13 protein-coding genes are annotated in these 15,210 nt (G+C 65.6%); 6 read left to right on the forward strand and 7 right to left on the reverse strand.

What is annotated here, in order from left to right:
- Positions 1-6 precede the first annotated feature (6 nt).
- Both ppc and V3C33_04280 read right to left on the reverse strand, forming a co-directional pair.
- A complete protein-coding gene (gene ppc, locus V3C33_04275) occupies positions 7-2,826 on the reverse strand; it encodes a phosphoenolpyruvate carboxylase (protein ID XAS68531.1) in 2,820 nt (939 codons plus the stop codon).
- Positions 2,827-2,943: 117 nt separating this feature from the next.
- Positions 2,944-3,801, reverse strand: a complete 858-nt coding sequence (locus tag V3C33_04280) for a metalloregulator ArsR/SmtB family transcription factor (protein XAS68532.1) — start codon at positions 3,799-3,801, stop codon at positions 2,944-2,946.
- A 197-nt stretch (positions 3,802-3,998) separates the two neighbouring features.
- On the opposite strand from V3C33_04280, the gene V3C33_04285 reads away from it, so the two are divergent.
- Together V3C33_04285 and V3C33_04290 are read left to right on the forward strand one after the other, a co-directional pair.
- Complete coding sequence (locus V3C33_04285; GenBank protein XAS68533.1) at positions 3,999-5,198, forward strand: endonuclease; 1,200 nt, start codon at positions 3,999-4,001, stop codon at positions 5,196-5,198.
- A 171-nt stretch (positions 5,199-5,369) separates the two neighbouring features.
- On the forward strand, positions 5,370-6,209 hold the full coding sequence (locus tag V3C33_04290) for a DUF1684 domain-containing protein (protein ID XAS68534.1): 840 nt from the start codon (positions 5,370-5,372) through the stop codon (positions 6,207-6,209).
- A gap of 113 nt (positions 6,210-6,322) precedes the next feature.
- Here the strand turns inward: V3C33_04290 and V3C33_04295 are convergent, their stop codons facing one another.
- Entirely contained in the window at positions 6,323-7,558 is a 1,236-nt protein-coding gene (locus V3C33_04295) for an acyl-CoA dehydrogenase family protein (GenBank protein XAS69640.1), read from the reverse strand.
- An 11-nt stretch (positions 7,559-7,569) separates the two neighbouring features.
- Positions 7,570-8,397: an SDR family NAD(P)-dependent oxidoreductase gene (locus V3C33_04300; protein XAS68535.1), complete on the reverse strand. Its 828-nt coding sequence runs from the start codon at positions 8,395-8,397 to the stop codon at positions 7,570-7,572.
- A 163-nt stretch (positions 8,398-8,560) separates the two neighbouring features.
- On the opposite strand from V3C33_04300, the gene V3C33_04305 reads away from it, so the two are divergent.
- The 4 genes from V3C33_04305 (at position 8,561) to V3C33_04320 (ending at position 13,723) form a co-directional block, all read left to right on the forward strand.
- Positions 8,561-9,751 carry a glycoside hydrolase family 76 protein gene (locus V3C33_04305; protein XAS68536.1) on the forward strand — a complete coding sequence of 397 codons (1,191 nt, stop codon included), beginning with the start codon at positions 8,561-8,563 and terminating at the stop codon, positions 9,749-9,751.
- A gap of 162 nt (positions 9,752-9,913) precedes the next feature.
- A complete protein-coding gene (locus tag V3C33_04310) occupies positions 9,914-10,966 on the forward strand; it encodes an iron ABC transporter substrate-binding protein (protein XAS68537.1) in 1,053 nt (350 codons plus the stop codon).
- A 4-nt stretch (positions 10,967-10,970) separates the two neighbouring features.
- Positions 10,971-12,563 carry an iron ABC transporter permease gene (locus V3C33_04315; GenBank protein ID XAS68538.1) on the forward strand — a complete coding sequence of 531 codons (1,593 nt, stop codon included), beginning with the start codon at positions 10,971-10,973 and terminating at the stop codon, positions 12,561-12,563.
- Positions 12,560-13,723 (forward strand): ABC transporter ATP-binding protein, encoded by a 1,164-nt coding sequence (locus V3C33_04320; protein ID XAS68539.1) that lies wholly within the window; start codon positions 12,560-12,562, stop codon positions 13,721-13,723. The genes V3C33_04315 and V3C33_04320 overlap by 4 nt, the downstream gene beginning before the upstream one ends.
- A gap of 304 nt (positions 13,724-14,027) precedes the next feature.
- Here V3C33_04320 and V3C33_04325 read toward each other — a convergent pair whose 3' ends face one another.
- Genes V3C33_04325 through V3C33_04335 form a run of 3 tightly spaced genes read right to left on the reverse strand, consistent with a single transcriptional unit; the run spans position 14,028 to position 15,041 of the window.
- Positions 14,028-14,456 carry an efflux RND transporter permease subunit gene (locus tag V3C33_04325; GenBank protein XAS68540.1) on the reverse strand — a complete coding sequence of 143 codons (429 nt, stop codon included), beginning with the start codon at positions 14,454-14,456 and terminating at the stop codon, positions 14,028-14,030.
- The gene (locus V3C33_04330; GenBank protein ID XAS69831.1) at positions 14,428-14,604 is read right to left on the reverse strand and encodes a hypothetical protein; all 177 of its coding nucleotides are present in this window, start codon (positions 14,602-14,604) and stop codon (positions 14,428-14,430) included. Before V3C33_04330 ends, V3C33_04325 begins: the two co-directional genes overlap by 29 nt.
- Complete coding sequence (locus tag V3C33_04335; protein ID XAS68541.1) at positions 14,574-15,041, reverse strand: efflux RND transporter permease subunit; 468 nt, start codon at positions 15,039-15,041, stop codon at positions 14,574-14,576. The genes V3C33_04330 and V3C33_04335 overlap by 31 nt, the downstream gene beginning before the upstream one ends.
- Positions 15,042-15,210: the final 169 nt, after the last annotated feature.

Here is a 15,210-nt window from a genome sequence, read left to right on the forward strand (position 1 = left end):
GCAGGGCTACCCGGTGTTACGGAGGCCTGCCGCTACTCCGTTGACGGTGATGAGCATTGCGCGCTGGAGGCGTTCGTCGATCTCGGCGCCGGAGATGGTCCCCCCGGCGGCAGCCTCCGCTCGGACGCGGCGCAGCAGTTCCACCTGCAGGTAGCTGATGGGGTCAAGGTACTGGTCCCGGATCTCGAGCGAGCGTTTCAGCTCCGGCTGGGCATCCAGCAGCACGTTCTCGCCCGTGAGGTGCTGGATCTCGGTGACCGTGAGCTCGTACTCGGCACGGATGGCCCGGAACACGTGATGCAGCTCTTCCGGCACCAGAGTGGACACGTAGTAGCCGGCGATGTCCAGGTCAGTCTTGGCCAGCGTCATTTCCACGTTGGACAGCACCGAGCGGAAGAAGTGCCAGTTGTCCATCATCTCGGCGAGCTGGGCCGAGTTGCCGGCCTCGCGGGCAGCCTTGAGCCCGGAGCCAACCCCGAACCAGCCCGGCACGATCTGCCGCGACTGGGTCCAGCCGAACACCCAGGGGATGGCGCGCAGCCCGCCCAGACCTGCCCCGGAATCCGGGCGCTTGGACGGCCGGGAGCCGATGTTCAGCGAACCCAGCTGTTCCACCGGGGTGGAGGCCAGGAAGTACGCCGGCAGGTCGGGATCGTCGATCAGCGTGCGGTAGCGGTCAAAGGCGGCGTCGGAGACGGTTTCCATCACATGCCCGTACCGCTCGCGCTGGTCTTCCGAGGTGCGCGGGGTCCGGTGCAGCGCGGAGCCCTGCATGACGGCCGCCAGTGAAAGCTCCAGGTTTTCGCGTGCCAGCTCCGGCAGGGAGTACTTGTCCGAGATGACCTCGCCCTGCTCGGTGAACTTGATCTCGCCTTCCAGGACGCCGTTGGGCTGCGCCATGATGGCGTCATAAGTGGGCCCGCCGCCGCGGCCCACAGAGCCGCCGCGGCCGTGGAACAGGCGCACGCGGACACCGTGCTTGGCGGCAACATCACGCAGTTTGCGCTGGGTCTTGTGGATTTCCCACTGGCTGGTCATCACTCCGGATTCCTTGTTGGAGTCCGAGTATCCGAGCATGATTTCCTGGACATCCCCGCGCAGACGGACCAGCTCACGGTAGGACGGATCAGACAGCAGAAGGTCCACGATCTCCGCGGAGGCCCGCAGTTCTTCAACAGTTTCCAACAGGGGCGCGAAGCCGATCCTGGCGTACGGGGCCTCACCGAACAGGCTTACCAGGCCGGCCTCGCGGGCCAGCACGGCGGCGGCCAGGACGTCGTCGGCGCCGCGCGTCATGGAGATGATGTACGTCTCGATGACGTCGGGGCCATAGGTGCGCAGGGCGCGCCGGATCTCACGGAAGACGTCGTACGTGCCGTCAGCCACGCCGTCGAGCTTAATCGGGTGGCCCGACAGCGGGCGGCGGGATGCCAGTTCCGCGCCCAGCACCTCGAAGCGCTCCGCGCGGCTGAGTTCGGCGTACCTGATACCCGGGCCGCCCAGGCGGTCCATAAGCTGGCCGACGGCGTCGTGGTGGTGGTCGGCATGCTCGCGGATGTCCAGCGTGGCGAGGTGCAGGCCGAAGGAGGCGATGGCGCGGCGGACCCGGGCCAGGGCGCCGTCCGCTGCGAGCGCCGCGGAGTGGTTGCGGAGCGAAAGTTCCAGCAGCTCGAGTTCGGTGAGCAGCTCTGAGGTGGCGGTGTAGTCACGGCCGGGTTCGTGCGCCGAGCCCGCAGCTACCCGCTTGGCGGTGTTGATCAGCTTGGCCTTGATGCAGGTCAGCTTCAGCCGGTAGGGCTCCTGGGCGTTGAGCTCGAGAACACGACGGTCCAGGCCGGGCAGCTTCTTGAGATCCACGTCGATCGAGTCGAGCAGCGCCTGGTCAGCCCCGGCCAGTGCGGTGGAGTTGGACAGGATGGAGATGAGTTCGTCGATCATGGCGATGCTGATCCGGACGGCGTGCTGGTTCTGGATCTGCAGGATCTCGCGGGTCACGGCGGCCGTGACGTTGGGATTGCCGTCGCGGTCGCCGCCGATCCAGGAGCCGAACTTGATCGGGGCATGATGGGCCGGCAGGATGACGCCGTGCTCGCTGAGCAGCTCCGACAGGTCCGTGAGCATCTCCGGCATGGCGTCGGTGAGGATGCTGCTCAGGTAGTAGATGGCGTTGCGTGCCTCATCCACGGGGGTGGGCCGGACCTGGCGGAGTTCGTCCGTCTGCCACATCTGGTCAATGACCTCGGACAGCTGCCGGTCCTGGCGGCGGCGCGCGGACGTGCCCTCGGCGGTGGACTCAGCCAGCACATCGGAGAGCTTGCGGATCTTGTCCAGCACCGAACGGCGCGACGCCTCTGTGGGGTGCGCGGTGAAAATCGGGCGGACGTCCAACTCATTGACGACGTCCTGCAGCACGGCGGGTCCGGCCTGGCCGGCGATATCGGTAACTGCCTTGGCCAGCCAGCCGTCCTTTTCCTTGCGGGTACGCAGCCCCCGGACCCGGTGGACCTGCTCGGCGGCATTCACCAGGTGGAAGTAGAACGCGAACGCGCGCACAAGGTCGGTTGCCTGCTCAAGCGGCAGCGAGGCGAGCAGCTCGCGGACCTGGGCAACGACGTCGTGCGCGCTCCAGGGGCCCGTGGCATCGGCTCCGCCGCGGGCGGCTTCCTTCGATTCCTTGGTCAGCAGGCGCACCTGCTCCACCAGTGCCAGGAGCTCGGGCCCGTGCTGGCGGACCAGCGACTCCCCCAGCAGGGTCGATACCCGGCGTACGTCTGCCCGCAGTTCGGAAGCGAGGTCTGAGCCGGAATTCATTGCAGTGTCAGCCATGGAAACGTTTCTTTCGAGGGTTCGGACGTGGCTCGTACACTGCGCTGGATACTGTGAGCCGGGTTACGTGTTCCTATGGGATGTTACCCGCAGCCGCCGCGCCGTGGGGAATCCGTCTCAGATACTGTCCGGCTGGTACTGCGCCTGGTATTCCTCATGGATCCTGCGCCAGGCAGGCAGTTCAGTCTCCATCCAGGGCGGCCAGTCCGCTTCCCTGCCCTCCAGCGCCTCCTGCAGATGGTCCAGGTGCACATGCCAGCCGGCCAGGCTCATGGTCACGGCATCATCCGGCGCGGAAACGATATTGGTGAACGTGAGGCGGGTGCCCTGCTTGCTTCCGCCGCCTGCAGTGTCCGGAACACGCACGATGGCGGCCTCCAGCTCCCAGCGCAGCAAGCCGTGCTGGCTGTTGCTGTGTTCAAAGAGGTGCGGAGGCTCCGAGCGGAGCACCTCGCCGTGCCACCACTCGAGTTCGCCGTCCTCACCGTTGAGCCACTGGAGGCTGAACTCGGAGCCTGGCTGGGCAGAGCCGCGGGCGGCCGCCCACCATTTGGACGTCTGGGCGGGATCGGTAATCGCCGCCCAGACCGCTTCAACGGGGTGCGCATATTCGCGGACGAACGTCAGCCGCACCGTGCCGTCGTCGAGGCGTTCCAGCGTGCCCAGCGGGTGGCGGCTCATGTCCTTGTTGATGCTTTCGTTGGCCTTGTTTGCGGCGATGCCGCTACGGTAGCGGTCCAGCCAGCCTGCGAGTTCGTTGAAGGGCGCGGCCGCCAGCGAGTAGATGCGCTGCTGGCCACGGGGCTCGACCAGCACGAATCCTGCTTCCCGCAACAGCCGCAGGTGTTTAGACGTGCCGGGCTGGCTGAGTCCGAGCAGCTCCACGAGTTCCCCAGTGCTGCGCGGCTGCTCCAGGAGGAACTCCAGAATCCTGCGGCGCTGGGGTTCCACCAGCATCTCGAATGCCTTTTGCATCAAATGAGTCTACTACGCAGTTATATAACCGGCAAGTTATTTTGAGGAGTGCCCGGCTCCCGCGACGCGGATCCGGGGATGGGTCCGGCGCTACTCTTCCCCGCCGACAGTATTTGACATATCTTGAACTGTCTTTGACAAAACCTGTCGATGCAAACCGTGCCGATTCTGCGCCCATTCCGCCCCGAGGAGCCACCGTGATCCCTGCACCGCCCTTCCCCGCTCTTGATGCCCGAACCGACAGGGCTGGACGCAGCCCGCTGGTGGCACTGACGCTGATCTTCGGCCTGCTTTTCGCCGGACTCGTGGCGCAGTCGGCTTCCGCGCCGGAATCGCAAGCGGCCCCGCCGCTCACCTTTTTGCAGGCCATGGCCACACAGAACGGTTCGACGGCGGCGGTGACGGGTTACGTCGTCGGGCAACCGACAGCGGCCACCACTGTTATCCGGAGCGGTTTCAACGCCGACACAGCCATCGCGGTCGCCGACACAGCCGCAGAGACGAACACCGCCAGGATTCTCTACCTCCAGGTGACCACGGCCTTCCGCACGCAGTTCGGCCTGGTGAGCAACCCGTCCCTCATGGGCAAAAAGATCGAGGTGACCGGCCAGCTGACCGCATACTTCTCGCACCCGGGACTCAAGAGCCCCAGCAGCATGGCCACTGCCGGCGGCACCACGCCGGCTCCGACGCCCGCCCCCACACCGACGCCGGGTGACTACTACGGACCGGCCGCCGGCAAGACCGGAACGGCGCTGAAGAGCAGCCTCCACCAGATCATCTCGGTACAGCAGAAGCTCAGCTACGACCAGGTGTGGGATGCACTCAAGGACACGGACCAGGACCCCGCCAACAGCACCAACGTCATCCTTCTGTACACGGGGCGTTCGCAGCCCAAGAGCACCAATGGTGGCGGCGTGGACGACTGGAACCGCGAGCATGTCTGGGCCAAGTCCCACGGCGGCTTCGGCACAGCCACAGGACCGGGCACCGACGTCCACCATCTGCGGCCCACTGACGTAACGGTCAATTCGGACCGCGGCAACAAGGACTTCGACATGGGCGGTACCCAGTCCGTGGAGGCGCCCGGCAACTACACCGACGCCGATTCCTGGGAGCCCCGCAACGTTGTCAAGGGCGACGTAGCACGGATGATCATGTACATGGCTGTCCGCTACGAGGGCGGCGACGGCTTCGCCGACCTTGAAATGAACAACTCCGTCAGTAACGGCACGGCGCCGTACATGGGCAAGATGAGCGTCCTGCTGGAATGGAACCGGATCGATCCGCCGGACGCATTCGAGCAGCGCCGGAACCAGCGCATCTTTGAGCAGTGGCAGGGCAACCGCAACCCCTTTGTGGATCACCCGGAGTACGCGAACTCCATCTGGAGCTAACGCCGCCAATCAGCCCAACCGGGTAGCAGCAGACGCTGTTTTGAGCCCGGCGCCCTCATAAGGACGTCTGCTGCTACCTACTTGGCGGCGGGGCGGGGCGGGGCGGGGCGGAATTCCTGACTCCCGCATAGGGTTAACGCCAAGGCAGCCATTCATCACCCTGGAGGAACCATGAGCACCCCCGCAGACGCGCAGCTGGACCGCTGGAACCGGTTCCGGAACAGCCGCAACGCGGCCCTCGCCACGGAGCACGGCTGGCTGACGCTCACATCCTTCCAATGGCTGGAAAGCCAGCCAGCCGCCGTCGAACTCGCCCCGGGACTGTGGTCCACGGACGGCACGACGGCGACACTCACCGCCGTGGGACAGGACGGGCTGACGCTTGTGGAAACCGGCGAGGCCGTGGAAGGCACCATCACGGCGACGCTGGCCGACGAGGAGTCCCTCATGTGGGTGCAGTACGGCGGTGCGGACGGCAAGCAGGTAGTGGTGGAACTCGCCATGAGGGCAGACAAATACGCCGTCCGCACACGGGACGCGAAGTCCCCGGTGCTCACCGGGTTCGACGGCGTTCCCACCTTCGGCTACCGCCCTGATCTGGTGATCGAGGCCAGATATGAGGCGTATCCGGAACCTGTTGCCGTACCGATCGGGACGGCGAACCCGTTGGTTGACGGCATGCACGAATCAGTGGGCGAGGTGGTGTTCCGGATCCCTGGAACTGACCACGAATACCGGCTTCAGGCAGAGGACGAAAAGCTCGGCGCCCTGACCGTCACGTTCCACGACGGCACCAACGCAGGCCCCGACGGAGACGGAGAAACAGCCGAATGGCGCAAGGTCGCCACCGCACGGCCCCGCCCGGATAGCACCGTGATCCTGGACTTCAACCGGGCCATCAACTACCCCAGCGCCTTCACGCCATACGGCACGTGCCCCATGCCCGTGAAGAACAACAGCCTCGACGCGAAGATCGAGGCCGGCGAAAAACAGCCGTCTTCCGGCGATTGAGCCGGGGCCACGACCGCCGGGTTCCCTGACCGGGCCTGCGAAGTCAGGGGGCGGGTGGGGAGCGAAGTCCAGGGCTCGGCAAGCTCAACCACCGGGCAACAGTTCGACCAGCGCTAAACGATCGCGGAGACCCCTGTGACGGCGCGGCCCACGATCAACGTGTTGATCTCATACGAGCCCTCATAGGTGTAGATGGCCTCGGCGTCCGCGAAGATCTTGGCCATCCGGTAGTCGGTCACAATCCCGTTGCCGCCCAGAATCGACCGTCCCAAGGCCACCGTTTCGCGCATCCGCGCGCTGATGTAGGACTTGGCAAGCGCAACCTGCGGCATGTCGGCACCGCTGAGCCGGTGCCCGGTGAGGTCATCGTTTTCGTCGTCCTGCAGCTGCGCTATCCGCACCATCATGCCCATGCTCGCCACCGCGTTTCCCAGCATCGTGACCAGCTGCTGCTGGATGAGCTGAAACTTCGCCAGCGGCCTGCCGAACTGCTGACGTTCGACGGCGTACTGCCGGGCGACGTCGAACGCCGCCAGCTGCTGCCCCACCGCCTGCCACGCCACCAGGATCCTGGATCCGCGCAGCAGTGCGTTGGTGTCCTCGAAGCTGTTGATGCCGGCAAAGCGGTCGGCCTCGGAAACACGTACGTCCTCGAACACGATGTCCGCATTCTGCACGGTGCGCAGGGCGATCTTGTTCTCGATTTTCCGCCGGCCCACCCCCGGCAGGGTGGCGTCCACAACGAAGCCGCGGACCGAGCCGTCGGCCTCGTCCAGCGCCCACACCAGCATGTAGTCGCAGAACGTCCCGTTCCCGATCCAGCGTTTGGCGCCGTTAAGCACCCAGCAGTCACCGCCGTCGTCGGCACCTCCTGTCAAACCCGATATCCGGCGGGCCCGGGTCTCCATGCCGCCGGCAACGTCCGAGCCGTGATCCGGCTCAGTGAGCGCGAAGGCGCCGGTGGTGCGGAGGCTCGAGGCGTCGTCGAGCAGGCGCGCCTTCTGCTCCTCGGAGCCAAATTCGTAGAGCGCCTCCACAAAGAGATCGTGGTGCACCAGGAAAAAGGTGGCGATCGAGGTGTCCACACGCGTCATTTCGGCGATGACCAGACCGGAAAACAGGTAGCTGTAGCCGCGCTGGGCAGGCGTGCTCAGTTCCAGGGCCGCGAGCTTGGGCAGGATGTGCGCGGGAAACTCCGCCTTGTTCCACCACTCCCCCGCGTACGGGGCGATCTCCCGCTCCAGGAATTCACGCAGCTCATTGAGCTTGCGCTGCTCCGGGGCGCTGAGGAGTGATTCGAAGTCGAAGAAGTCGGCGGTGGGAAGGGACTCCACCAATTCGGCGGACACCGGCGCCTGCGTCACTTTGGCCCCATCCGGATGGCGCCGTCCAGGCGGATGGTTTCACCGTTCAGCATGGCGTTTTCCACGATGTGCGCGGCGAGGTTGGCGTACTCGGCCGGACGGCCGAGTCGGGACGGGTGCGGCACTTGCAGGCCCAGCGAATCCTGGGCTTCCTGCGGCAGCCCGGCCATCATGGGGGTTTCGAAAATGCCCGGCGCGATTGTCACCACACGCACCAGCGAGCGAGCCAGTTCGCGGGCCAGCGGCAGCGTCATGGCAGCCACGGCGCCCTTGGAGGCAGCGTAGGCGGGCTGGCCGATCTGGCCGTCGAACGCGGCAACGGAGGCGGTGTTGATGATAACGCCGCGCTCCGGACCGCCGAGCTCCGTGGTGGCTGGTTCGGTGGCCACCATGGCTGCAGCGGCAAGGCGGATCACGTTGAACGTGCCCACGAGGTTGATCTGGATGACGCGGCTGAAGTTCTCCAGCGGCAGCACACCGTCGCGTCCGAGCACCTTGCCGGGAGTGGCGATGCCGGCACAGTTGACGAGGATCCGCAGGGCGCCCAGGGCAACGGCGGCGTCGACGGCGGCCTGCACCTGTTCCTCGCTGGTCACGTCGGCGGGGACAAAAACGGCGGAGTTCCCTGCGCCGGGGGCAGCGGCGCCGACAGCGGACGCGGCACCACCGGAAGCGTTCAACTCGGAGGCATAAGCCGCCCCGGCAGATGACGGCAGATCCGCCAGGACCACGGATGCCCCGGCGTCGAACAGTCGCTTGGCGGTGGCGGCGCCCAGCCCGGAGGCCCCGCCGGTAATCAGCGCGACAGTACCCTTGATGTCCATACATCCTCCTTGATGCGAAACCATATCCGGCAGTGAACATTAGTTAGTGAATGTTAACTGAATTGCATCGGCTGCGCACTTCCGCCTTCCTTCATGACAGCCCCCCCAACCCCGGATCCCGGCCCCCGGCCACTGCCGGCACCACTCCCGATAGGCTGGAATCATGACTTCGCCTGACGTGTCCGCCGCCCGTGCAGACTGGCCGGACCGCGCCAACGAGGCCGCCCGTTCGGTGACCGGGCTGTTCGGGCAACGGCTGTTCTTTCTGCCCGGCACCCACGTTGCCGCGGTCGCACGCCCATCCGGCCGGATCAGGAATCTCTTCCGGCCATGGCACTACTGGTGGCAGGCGCATTACGTCGACTGCCTGGTGGATGCGGGCCGCCGCGAGCTGGGCGGCGCATTCAAGTTCAACGGCGCCGACCGTCCCAGTGCAGGCAAGCTCGCCTCGCAGCTGGTCACCGGGATCAGGCTGCGTAATTTCCTCACCTTTGTGAACAGCTACTACGACGACATGGCATGGCTGGCGTTGTCCACCCTGAGGCTGGAGGAACTCGCCGAAGAGACCCGGAAGCCCGGCCGCCGCCGCAACGCCACGGTCCGCAGGAGCCTGAAGCTGCAGTTCGATTCTGCCTCCACGGACGATCTCGGCGGCGGCACGTTCTGGAGCAGGAAGCGCGACTTCAAGAACACCCCGGCTACAGCACCTGTCGCTCTCCATTACGCGCGCACCGGGAATACTGCCCGGGCCCAGGCGCTCCTGGACTGGCTGGATGCCAAGCTCTTCGACCCCGCCCAGGGCCTGTATCTGGACGGGCTGCGGATCAGCAAAACCGGGGAAGTGCTCGTGGAAAGGGCCATCTACACGTACAACCAGGGCCCCGTGCTGGGCGCACTGCTGGAGCTCGGCGGCCAGTCCAATCTGGACCGCGCCGCAACGGTGGTGGACGCTGTGGCGCGGAGCCTGACGCTGCCGGCAGCGCGCGCAGCGACCGGCGGATCCGGCCAAAACTCCACGGTGCTGCGCTGCCGTGGAACGGGCGACGGCGGCCTGTTCACCGGGATTCTGGCACGGTACCTTGCGCTGGCAGCGGTGGACGGACGCCTGCCGCCAGCTACAAGAGCCGCGGCCGCCCGGCTCGTCACGGACACGGCGGAGGCGTTCTGGTCCGGCCGCCGCACAGTGGCAGCGGACGAACGCCTGGCCGGATACGGCGGAATCCACGTCTTTTCCATCCATCCGGAAAAACCGGCGAGGCAGACGTATCCGCCGGGTGCCGCCGTCGAGCTTTCCACCCAGCTGCAGGCGTGGATGGTGCTGGAAGCGGCGGCGACGGTGACCGCCGGTAAATAAGTCACGCAAAAGTTACGTAATTGATGTGATCCTAATCACTTAAGCCGTTTTCGGCTTGGATGGTTAGGTTTGGCTAACCTACAGTTTCTCGAGTGAGCCTCCCCTAACTTACCGGCTCGACAGGACCTTGGTCCGCAGACTTTTTCGCAGAAAGTAGCCCCCATGAAGATCCGCAACAACGCTCTGGCCGGGATCGCACTCGCCGCCGCACTCGGACTGGCAGCCTGCGGCTCCAGCGCCACACCCCCCGCCGCCACAGGCTCCGCATCCGGAGATGCCAAACCAACCGGTGAGATCACGGTCTACAACGCCCAGCACGAAAGCCTGACCAAGGAATGGGTGGACGCGTTCACCGCGGAGACCGGCGTCAAGGTCACCCTGCGCAACGGCGAAGACCCGGAGATGGCCCAGCAGATCATCCAGGAAGGCCAGGCCTCGCCCGCCGATGTCTTCCTCACGGAGAACTCCCCGGCCATGGCCCAGGTTGAGAATGCGGGCCTGTTCGCTGACGTGGACAAGGCCACCACGGAGCAGGTGCCGGCCGAATTCCGCCCGAGCACCAACAAGTGGACCGGCATCGCCGCCCGCTCCACGGTCCTGGCCTACGACAAGACCAAGCTGAGCGAAGACAAGCTCCCCAAGTCCATGCTGGACCTGGCCAAGCCGGAGTGGAAGGGGAAGTGGGGTGCTTCCCCGTCCGGAGCCGACTTCCAGGCGATCGTTGCCGCGCTGCTGGAGCTCAAGGGCGAGGCCGCAGCCGAAGAATGGCTCAAGGCCATGAAGGAGAACGCCAAGGACTACAAGGGCAACAGCGCCGCCATGAAGGCCGTCAACGCCGGCGACGTGGAGGCCGCCCTGATCTACCACTACTACTACTTCGGCGACCAGGCCAAGACCGGTGAAAACTCCAAGAACGTGGGCCAGTACTACTTCAAGAACCAGGACCCGGGCGCGTTCCTCTCCGTTTCCGGCGGCGGTGTGCTGAAGTCGTCCAAGAATGCTGCCGCAGCGCAGGCCTTCCTGAAATTCATCACCGGTAAGAAGGGCCAGGAAGTCCTTCAGCAGGGCACCTCCTTCGAGTACGCCATTGCTTCCGACATTCCGTCCAATGACAAGCTGGTGCCCATCAAGGATCTGCAGGCTCCCAAGGTTGACCCCGCCAAGCTGAACTCCGAGAAGGTCACCGAGCTGATGAACACGGCAGGACTGCTGTAATTCGGTGACCACTGATCTGGTGGCTCCCGAGATTTCCGGGAGCACGACGACGGCGGGCCGGGGCAAGCGCCCCCGCCCGCCTTTCGGCTTTTCTGCAATAGCGATTGTGGCGGTGCTGATCGCACTGTTTTCGCTGCTCCCGCTCGGCTACGTCGTCTTCATGACGGGCGCCACCGGCTGGGACACCGCGGTTGCGCTGATCTTCCGGGCGCGGGTGGGCGAGCTGCTGCTGAACACCGTCCTTCTGATTGCGATCACCGTGCCGCTCTGCCTCATCCTGGGCGTCGGTGGCGCGTGGCTCGTGGAGCGGACCAAGCTCCGCGGGCGCAAATTCTGGGCGGTCCTGCTGGCCGCACCGCTGGCCATTCCGGCTTTCGTGAACAGCTACGCGTGGGTTTCCGCGGTGCCCTCCCTGGAGGGCTTGTGGTCCGGCGTGCTGATCGCTGCGCTCTCCTATTTTCCGCTGGTCTATATTCCCGCAGCGGCCACGCTGAGCCGGCTGGATCCGGCCATTGAACAGTCCGCGGCATCCCTGGGCCTGGGTGCCTGGCGCGTCTTTTTCCGGGTTGTCCTGCCGCAGCTCCGCATCGCAATGACCGGCGGCGCCCTGCTGGTGTCGCTCCACCTGCTGGCCGAATACGGCGCCTTCGCGATGATCCGGTTTGATACGTTCACCACGGCCATCATGGTGCAGTACCGATCCACGTTCAACGGCACCGCCGGGAACATGCTGGCCAGTGTTCTCGTGTTCTTCTGTCTGATCCTGCTGCTGGTGGAAGTCCGCGGCCGTGGTTCCGCGCGTTATGCCCGCGTTGGCTCCGGCGCCCAGGCCAGGGCCCTGCGGCTGCCCCTGCATGCGTACCAGCTTCCGGCGCAGCTGTCCCTGCTGGCACTCATTGCCCTGGCCTTCGGGCTCCCCCTGGTCTTCGTGCTCCGCTGGACCGTTGCCGGCGGCGCTGGCATCTGGGCGGCGGACGAGTTCCTGCCGGCGCTCCTGCAGACCCTCGTCTACGGCCTGGCCGGCGCCGTGGTAACCACCGCCGTCGCCTTCCCCATGGCATACCTGGCCGTCCGGCACCCCAGCTGGTTCAGTAAGGCGCTGGAACTGTCCAACTATGTGACCAGCTCCATGCCGGGGATCGTGGTGGGCCTGGCGTTTGTCACGGTCAGCATCCGGCTTGTCCCGGGTGTATACCAGAGCGCAGGTGTCCTGATTGCCGCGTACGTGCTGCTGTTCCTGCCAAGGGCACTGGTGAACATCCGCTCCGGGCTGTCGCAGGCGCCCAAGGAACTGGATGAGGCCGCGCAGGCCCTGGGCAAGCCTCCTCTGCAGTCCTTCATCCGGGTGACGCTCCGGCTGACGGCTCCGGCTGCCGCGGGTGGTGCGGCGCTCGTGTTCCTGGCCATCGTCAACGAGCTCACGGCAACACTGCTGCTCTCGCCCAACGGCACCCGCACCCTGGCCACCGAGTTCTGGAGCAAGAGCAGCGAGATCGACTACGCCGGCGCCGCGCCCTATGCGCTGCTGATGATCCTGCTCTCCGCACCCATGACCTATCTCCTCTTCCAGCAGTCCAAGAAAGTAGCCGGACAGTGACCGAACAATCCCCCTCCAGGCTTCCGGAACCACGGATTGCGGCGTCGGTGGCACCCAGCACCAACAGCCATCTGGAGATCAACGCGGTCACCAAGAATTTCGGCCCGCAGTCCGTCCTCAAAGGCGTCAACCTGTCCGTGGCCAAGGGCGGCACAACCGCCATTGTGGGTCCGTCCGGCTCGGGCAAGACGACCCTCCTTCGGCTGATCGCCGGTTTCGAACACCCCGCCACCGGCAGCATTTCGCTGAACGGTTCCAAGGTAGCGGGCGACGGCGTATGGCTGCCTGCGCACAAACGTCACGTCGGGTATGTGGCCCAGGACGGCGCCCTGTTCCCCCACCTGACCGTGGGCCAGAATATTGCCTTCGGCCTCAATGCGTCCAGGCTTTCCGGCGGGCGGCGCGCCGTGGCTGCACGCGTCGGCGAACTGCTGGCGATGGTCTCGCTGGATCCTTCCATGGCCAAGCGACGGCCGCATCAGCTTTCCGGCGGACAGCAGCAGCGGGTGGCACTGGCCCGTGCACTGGCGCGCGAGCCCGAGCTGATGCTTCTGGATGAACCGTTTTCCGCGCTCGACGCCGGCCTCCGGGTCGCCACGCGGCGGGCGGTGGCCAAGGTCCTCAATGACGCCGGCGTCACCACTATCCTGGTGACCCATGACCAGGCCGAGGCCCTGTCCTTCGCGGACCAGGTTGCCGTGATGCGCGGCGGCAAGCTGGCCCAGATCGGCAACCCGTTTGTGGTGTATACACGCCCCGTGGACCGCGCCACGGCTGAGTTCCTGGGCGACGCCGTCATTCTTGATGCCTGGATGGAAGGCTCCCTGGCCACGTGTTCGCTGGGCGGCATTCCCGTACGCCGGCCGCCGGCACAGGGCCGAGTTCAGCTGATGCTCCGGCCGGAACAGATCCGCATTACCGAAGACGGCCCCATCCGCGGAGTGGTGGTGGAGACCGACTACTTCGGCCCGGAAACCACTGTCCGGCTGAAGTTGGCCGTGCCACCCGAACTAGCCGCCGGCGCTGTGGCTGATCACCGCTACCCCGGCGGCGGCGAAGTGATCACCATCCGGCACTGGAACGCGTCCATCGCCCGCACGGGTACGGAGCTGTGCCTGCGCGTTGTGGGCGAGGCAGTGGCTTTCCCGATGGACGACTGACCCTTCCGCACCTCCGCCGGAGCGGGGCCATCCCATAGCGTCCAGTTCTAGATCGCCGACGGCCCGTACTACGCCCTCCAGCGCGTCCGCTTGGCGGGTGATGCAGGCACGTGCGGAGGCGATACGGGGTTCGATCTGATGGCGGAGCTGGCGCGGGAACCCGTTCTGTCAATCTTGCACGCTTGCGGGTGGTGTCGTGCCGTAGACGCCCGGGCTGACGTGTAGGCATGCTTGTCGAGTGCCAGCGCCTGCTCGTTGATCTTATCCAGGTCGTATTCAGTGAATTGTGAAGTCTCGACGAGATCTATGAACTCCTGGTTCTCGCCGCTGGTTGCCGTTCGTCGATGCTTCGGGTGACTTCCAAGGTGTTCGTGTCCGGAAACTTCCCGATGACCAGCAGCAGTCCTGGGTCGTCACCGATGACGGCGTCACCGATCAGTGGTTGATGATCCGACAGCACCTGAGCCACGTCACCGAGCGCCACGGGGCGGCCGCCGGCATTCAGGCTCAGCTGGGCCAGATCTTTAGGCGTAGTGATTAGCAGCTCGCGCTGGACCCCGAGTCGCTGGTTTCCCGTCTCGATGAAGCCGCCCGTTCCCGGCGTCGAAGCCTCCAGATAACTCAGCGGTGAGACCCAAACGGCGTTGCCCGTGGTCCTGATGACCTCGTCCAAGGTAAGGCCGTTCGCCTTCAGCTGATCCGGATCAACCCACCACCTGCAACTGCTGCTCACGCTGACCCCAGATGGCTACGTTCGCCACTCCGGGCACAGCCAGGAGGCTTGGCTTCATGGTCCAGCGTGCCAGGACTGACATGGCTGAGACGTCCTTCGAGGTGAGCCGGACCATCATCACCCGGCTGGTTGAGGACAGCGGCCGCATGAGTACGGGCGGAGCCGAACATTCGGCAGCGGACGCGCCTGCGTCAGCCGTTCGGCAACCAGCTGCGGCGCCCGCAAAATATCCGTTCCAGGCCTGAAGACCAGTTGAATCGAGGACAAACCTGGGATGGACTTGGACCGGATCGCATCCAGCCAGGCCACGCCGTTGAGCAGGTCAGCCTCCATCGGGGAGGTAATCAATTGTTCGACCTCAGCGGCCGAAAGGCCCAGCGCCTCGGTTTGAATTTCAACCTGCGGGGGCGCGAACTCGGGGAAGCGTCCACCGGCATGCTCGGCAGTGAGGCGACGCCCACACCGAGGACCCCCACCGCCACCGCCAAAACGAGCAGCCGGAACTGCAGACCCCACCGGAGCATTGCGCCCATAATGAGTGGTACCGCGCCAACCTGGCAGATGTGCCCCGGATAAGGCCGCCACGCTGGGCTGGATGTCTCTCCACGGAGTTTCCCTCTCCGGTGCAGTCGCGCCCTTGCGCTACTGCAACCACCATAAATGGTGAGACCTCGGCCGGTTGAAGCCGGCGGCGAGGAACTGGCGCCGGCTAAGAGGAAGATTGACCCTGATTTTCCCGCCCTCTCGTGTAGCG

The sequence above is a fragment of the Micrococcaceae bacterium Sec5.7 genome (genome assembly GCA_039636785.1).
Taxonomy (GTDB): Bacteria; Actinomycetota; Actinomycetes; order Actinomycetales; family Micrococcaceae; genus Arthrobacter.

Bases quoted from the DNA above. Each gene is read 5' to 3' on its own strand.
- V3C33_04300 (XAS68535.1), bottom strand. From the start codon at position 8,397: ATGGACATCAAGGGTACTGTCGCGCTGATTACCGGCGGGGCCTCCGGG.
- V3C33_04330 (XAS69831.1), bottom strand. From the start codon at position 14,604: ATGCGGCCGCTGTCCTCAACCAGCCGGGTGATGATGGTCCGGCTCACC.
- V3C33_04280 (XAS68532.1), bottom strand. From the start codon at position 3,801: ATGCAAAAGGCATTCGAGATGCTGGTGGAACCCCAGCGCCGCAGGATT.
- ppc (XAS68531.1), bottom strand. From the start codon at position 2,826: ATGGCTGACACTGCAATGAATTCCGGCTCAGACCTCGCTTCCGAACTG.
- V3C33_04290 (XAS68534.1), top strand. From the start codon at position 5,370: ATGAGCACCCCCGCAGACGCGCAGCTGGACCGCTGGAACCGGTTCCGG.
- V3C33_04310 (XAS68537.1), top strand. From the start codon at position 9,914: ATGAAGATCCGCAACAACGCTCTGGCCGGGATCGCACTCGCCGCCGCA.
- V3C33_04305 (XAS68536.1), top strand. From the start codon at position 8,561: ATGACTTCGCCTGACGTGTCCGCCGCCCGTGCAGACTGGCCGGACCGC.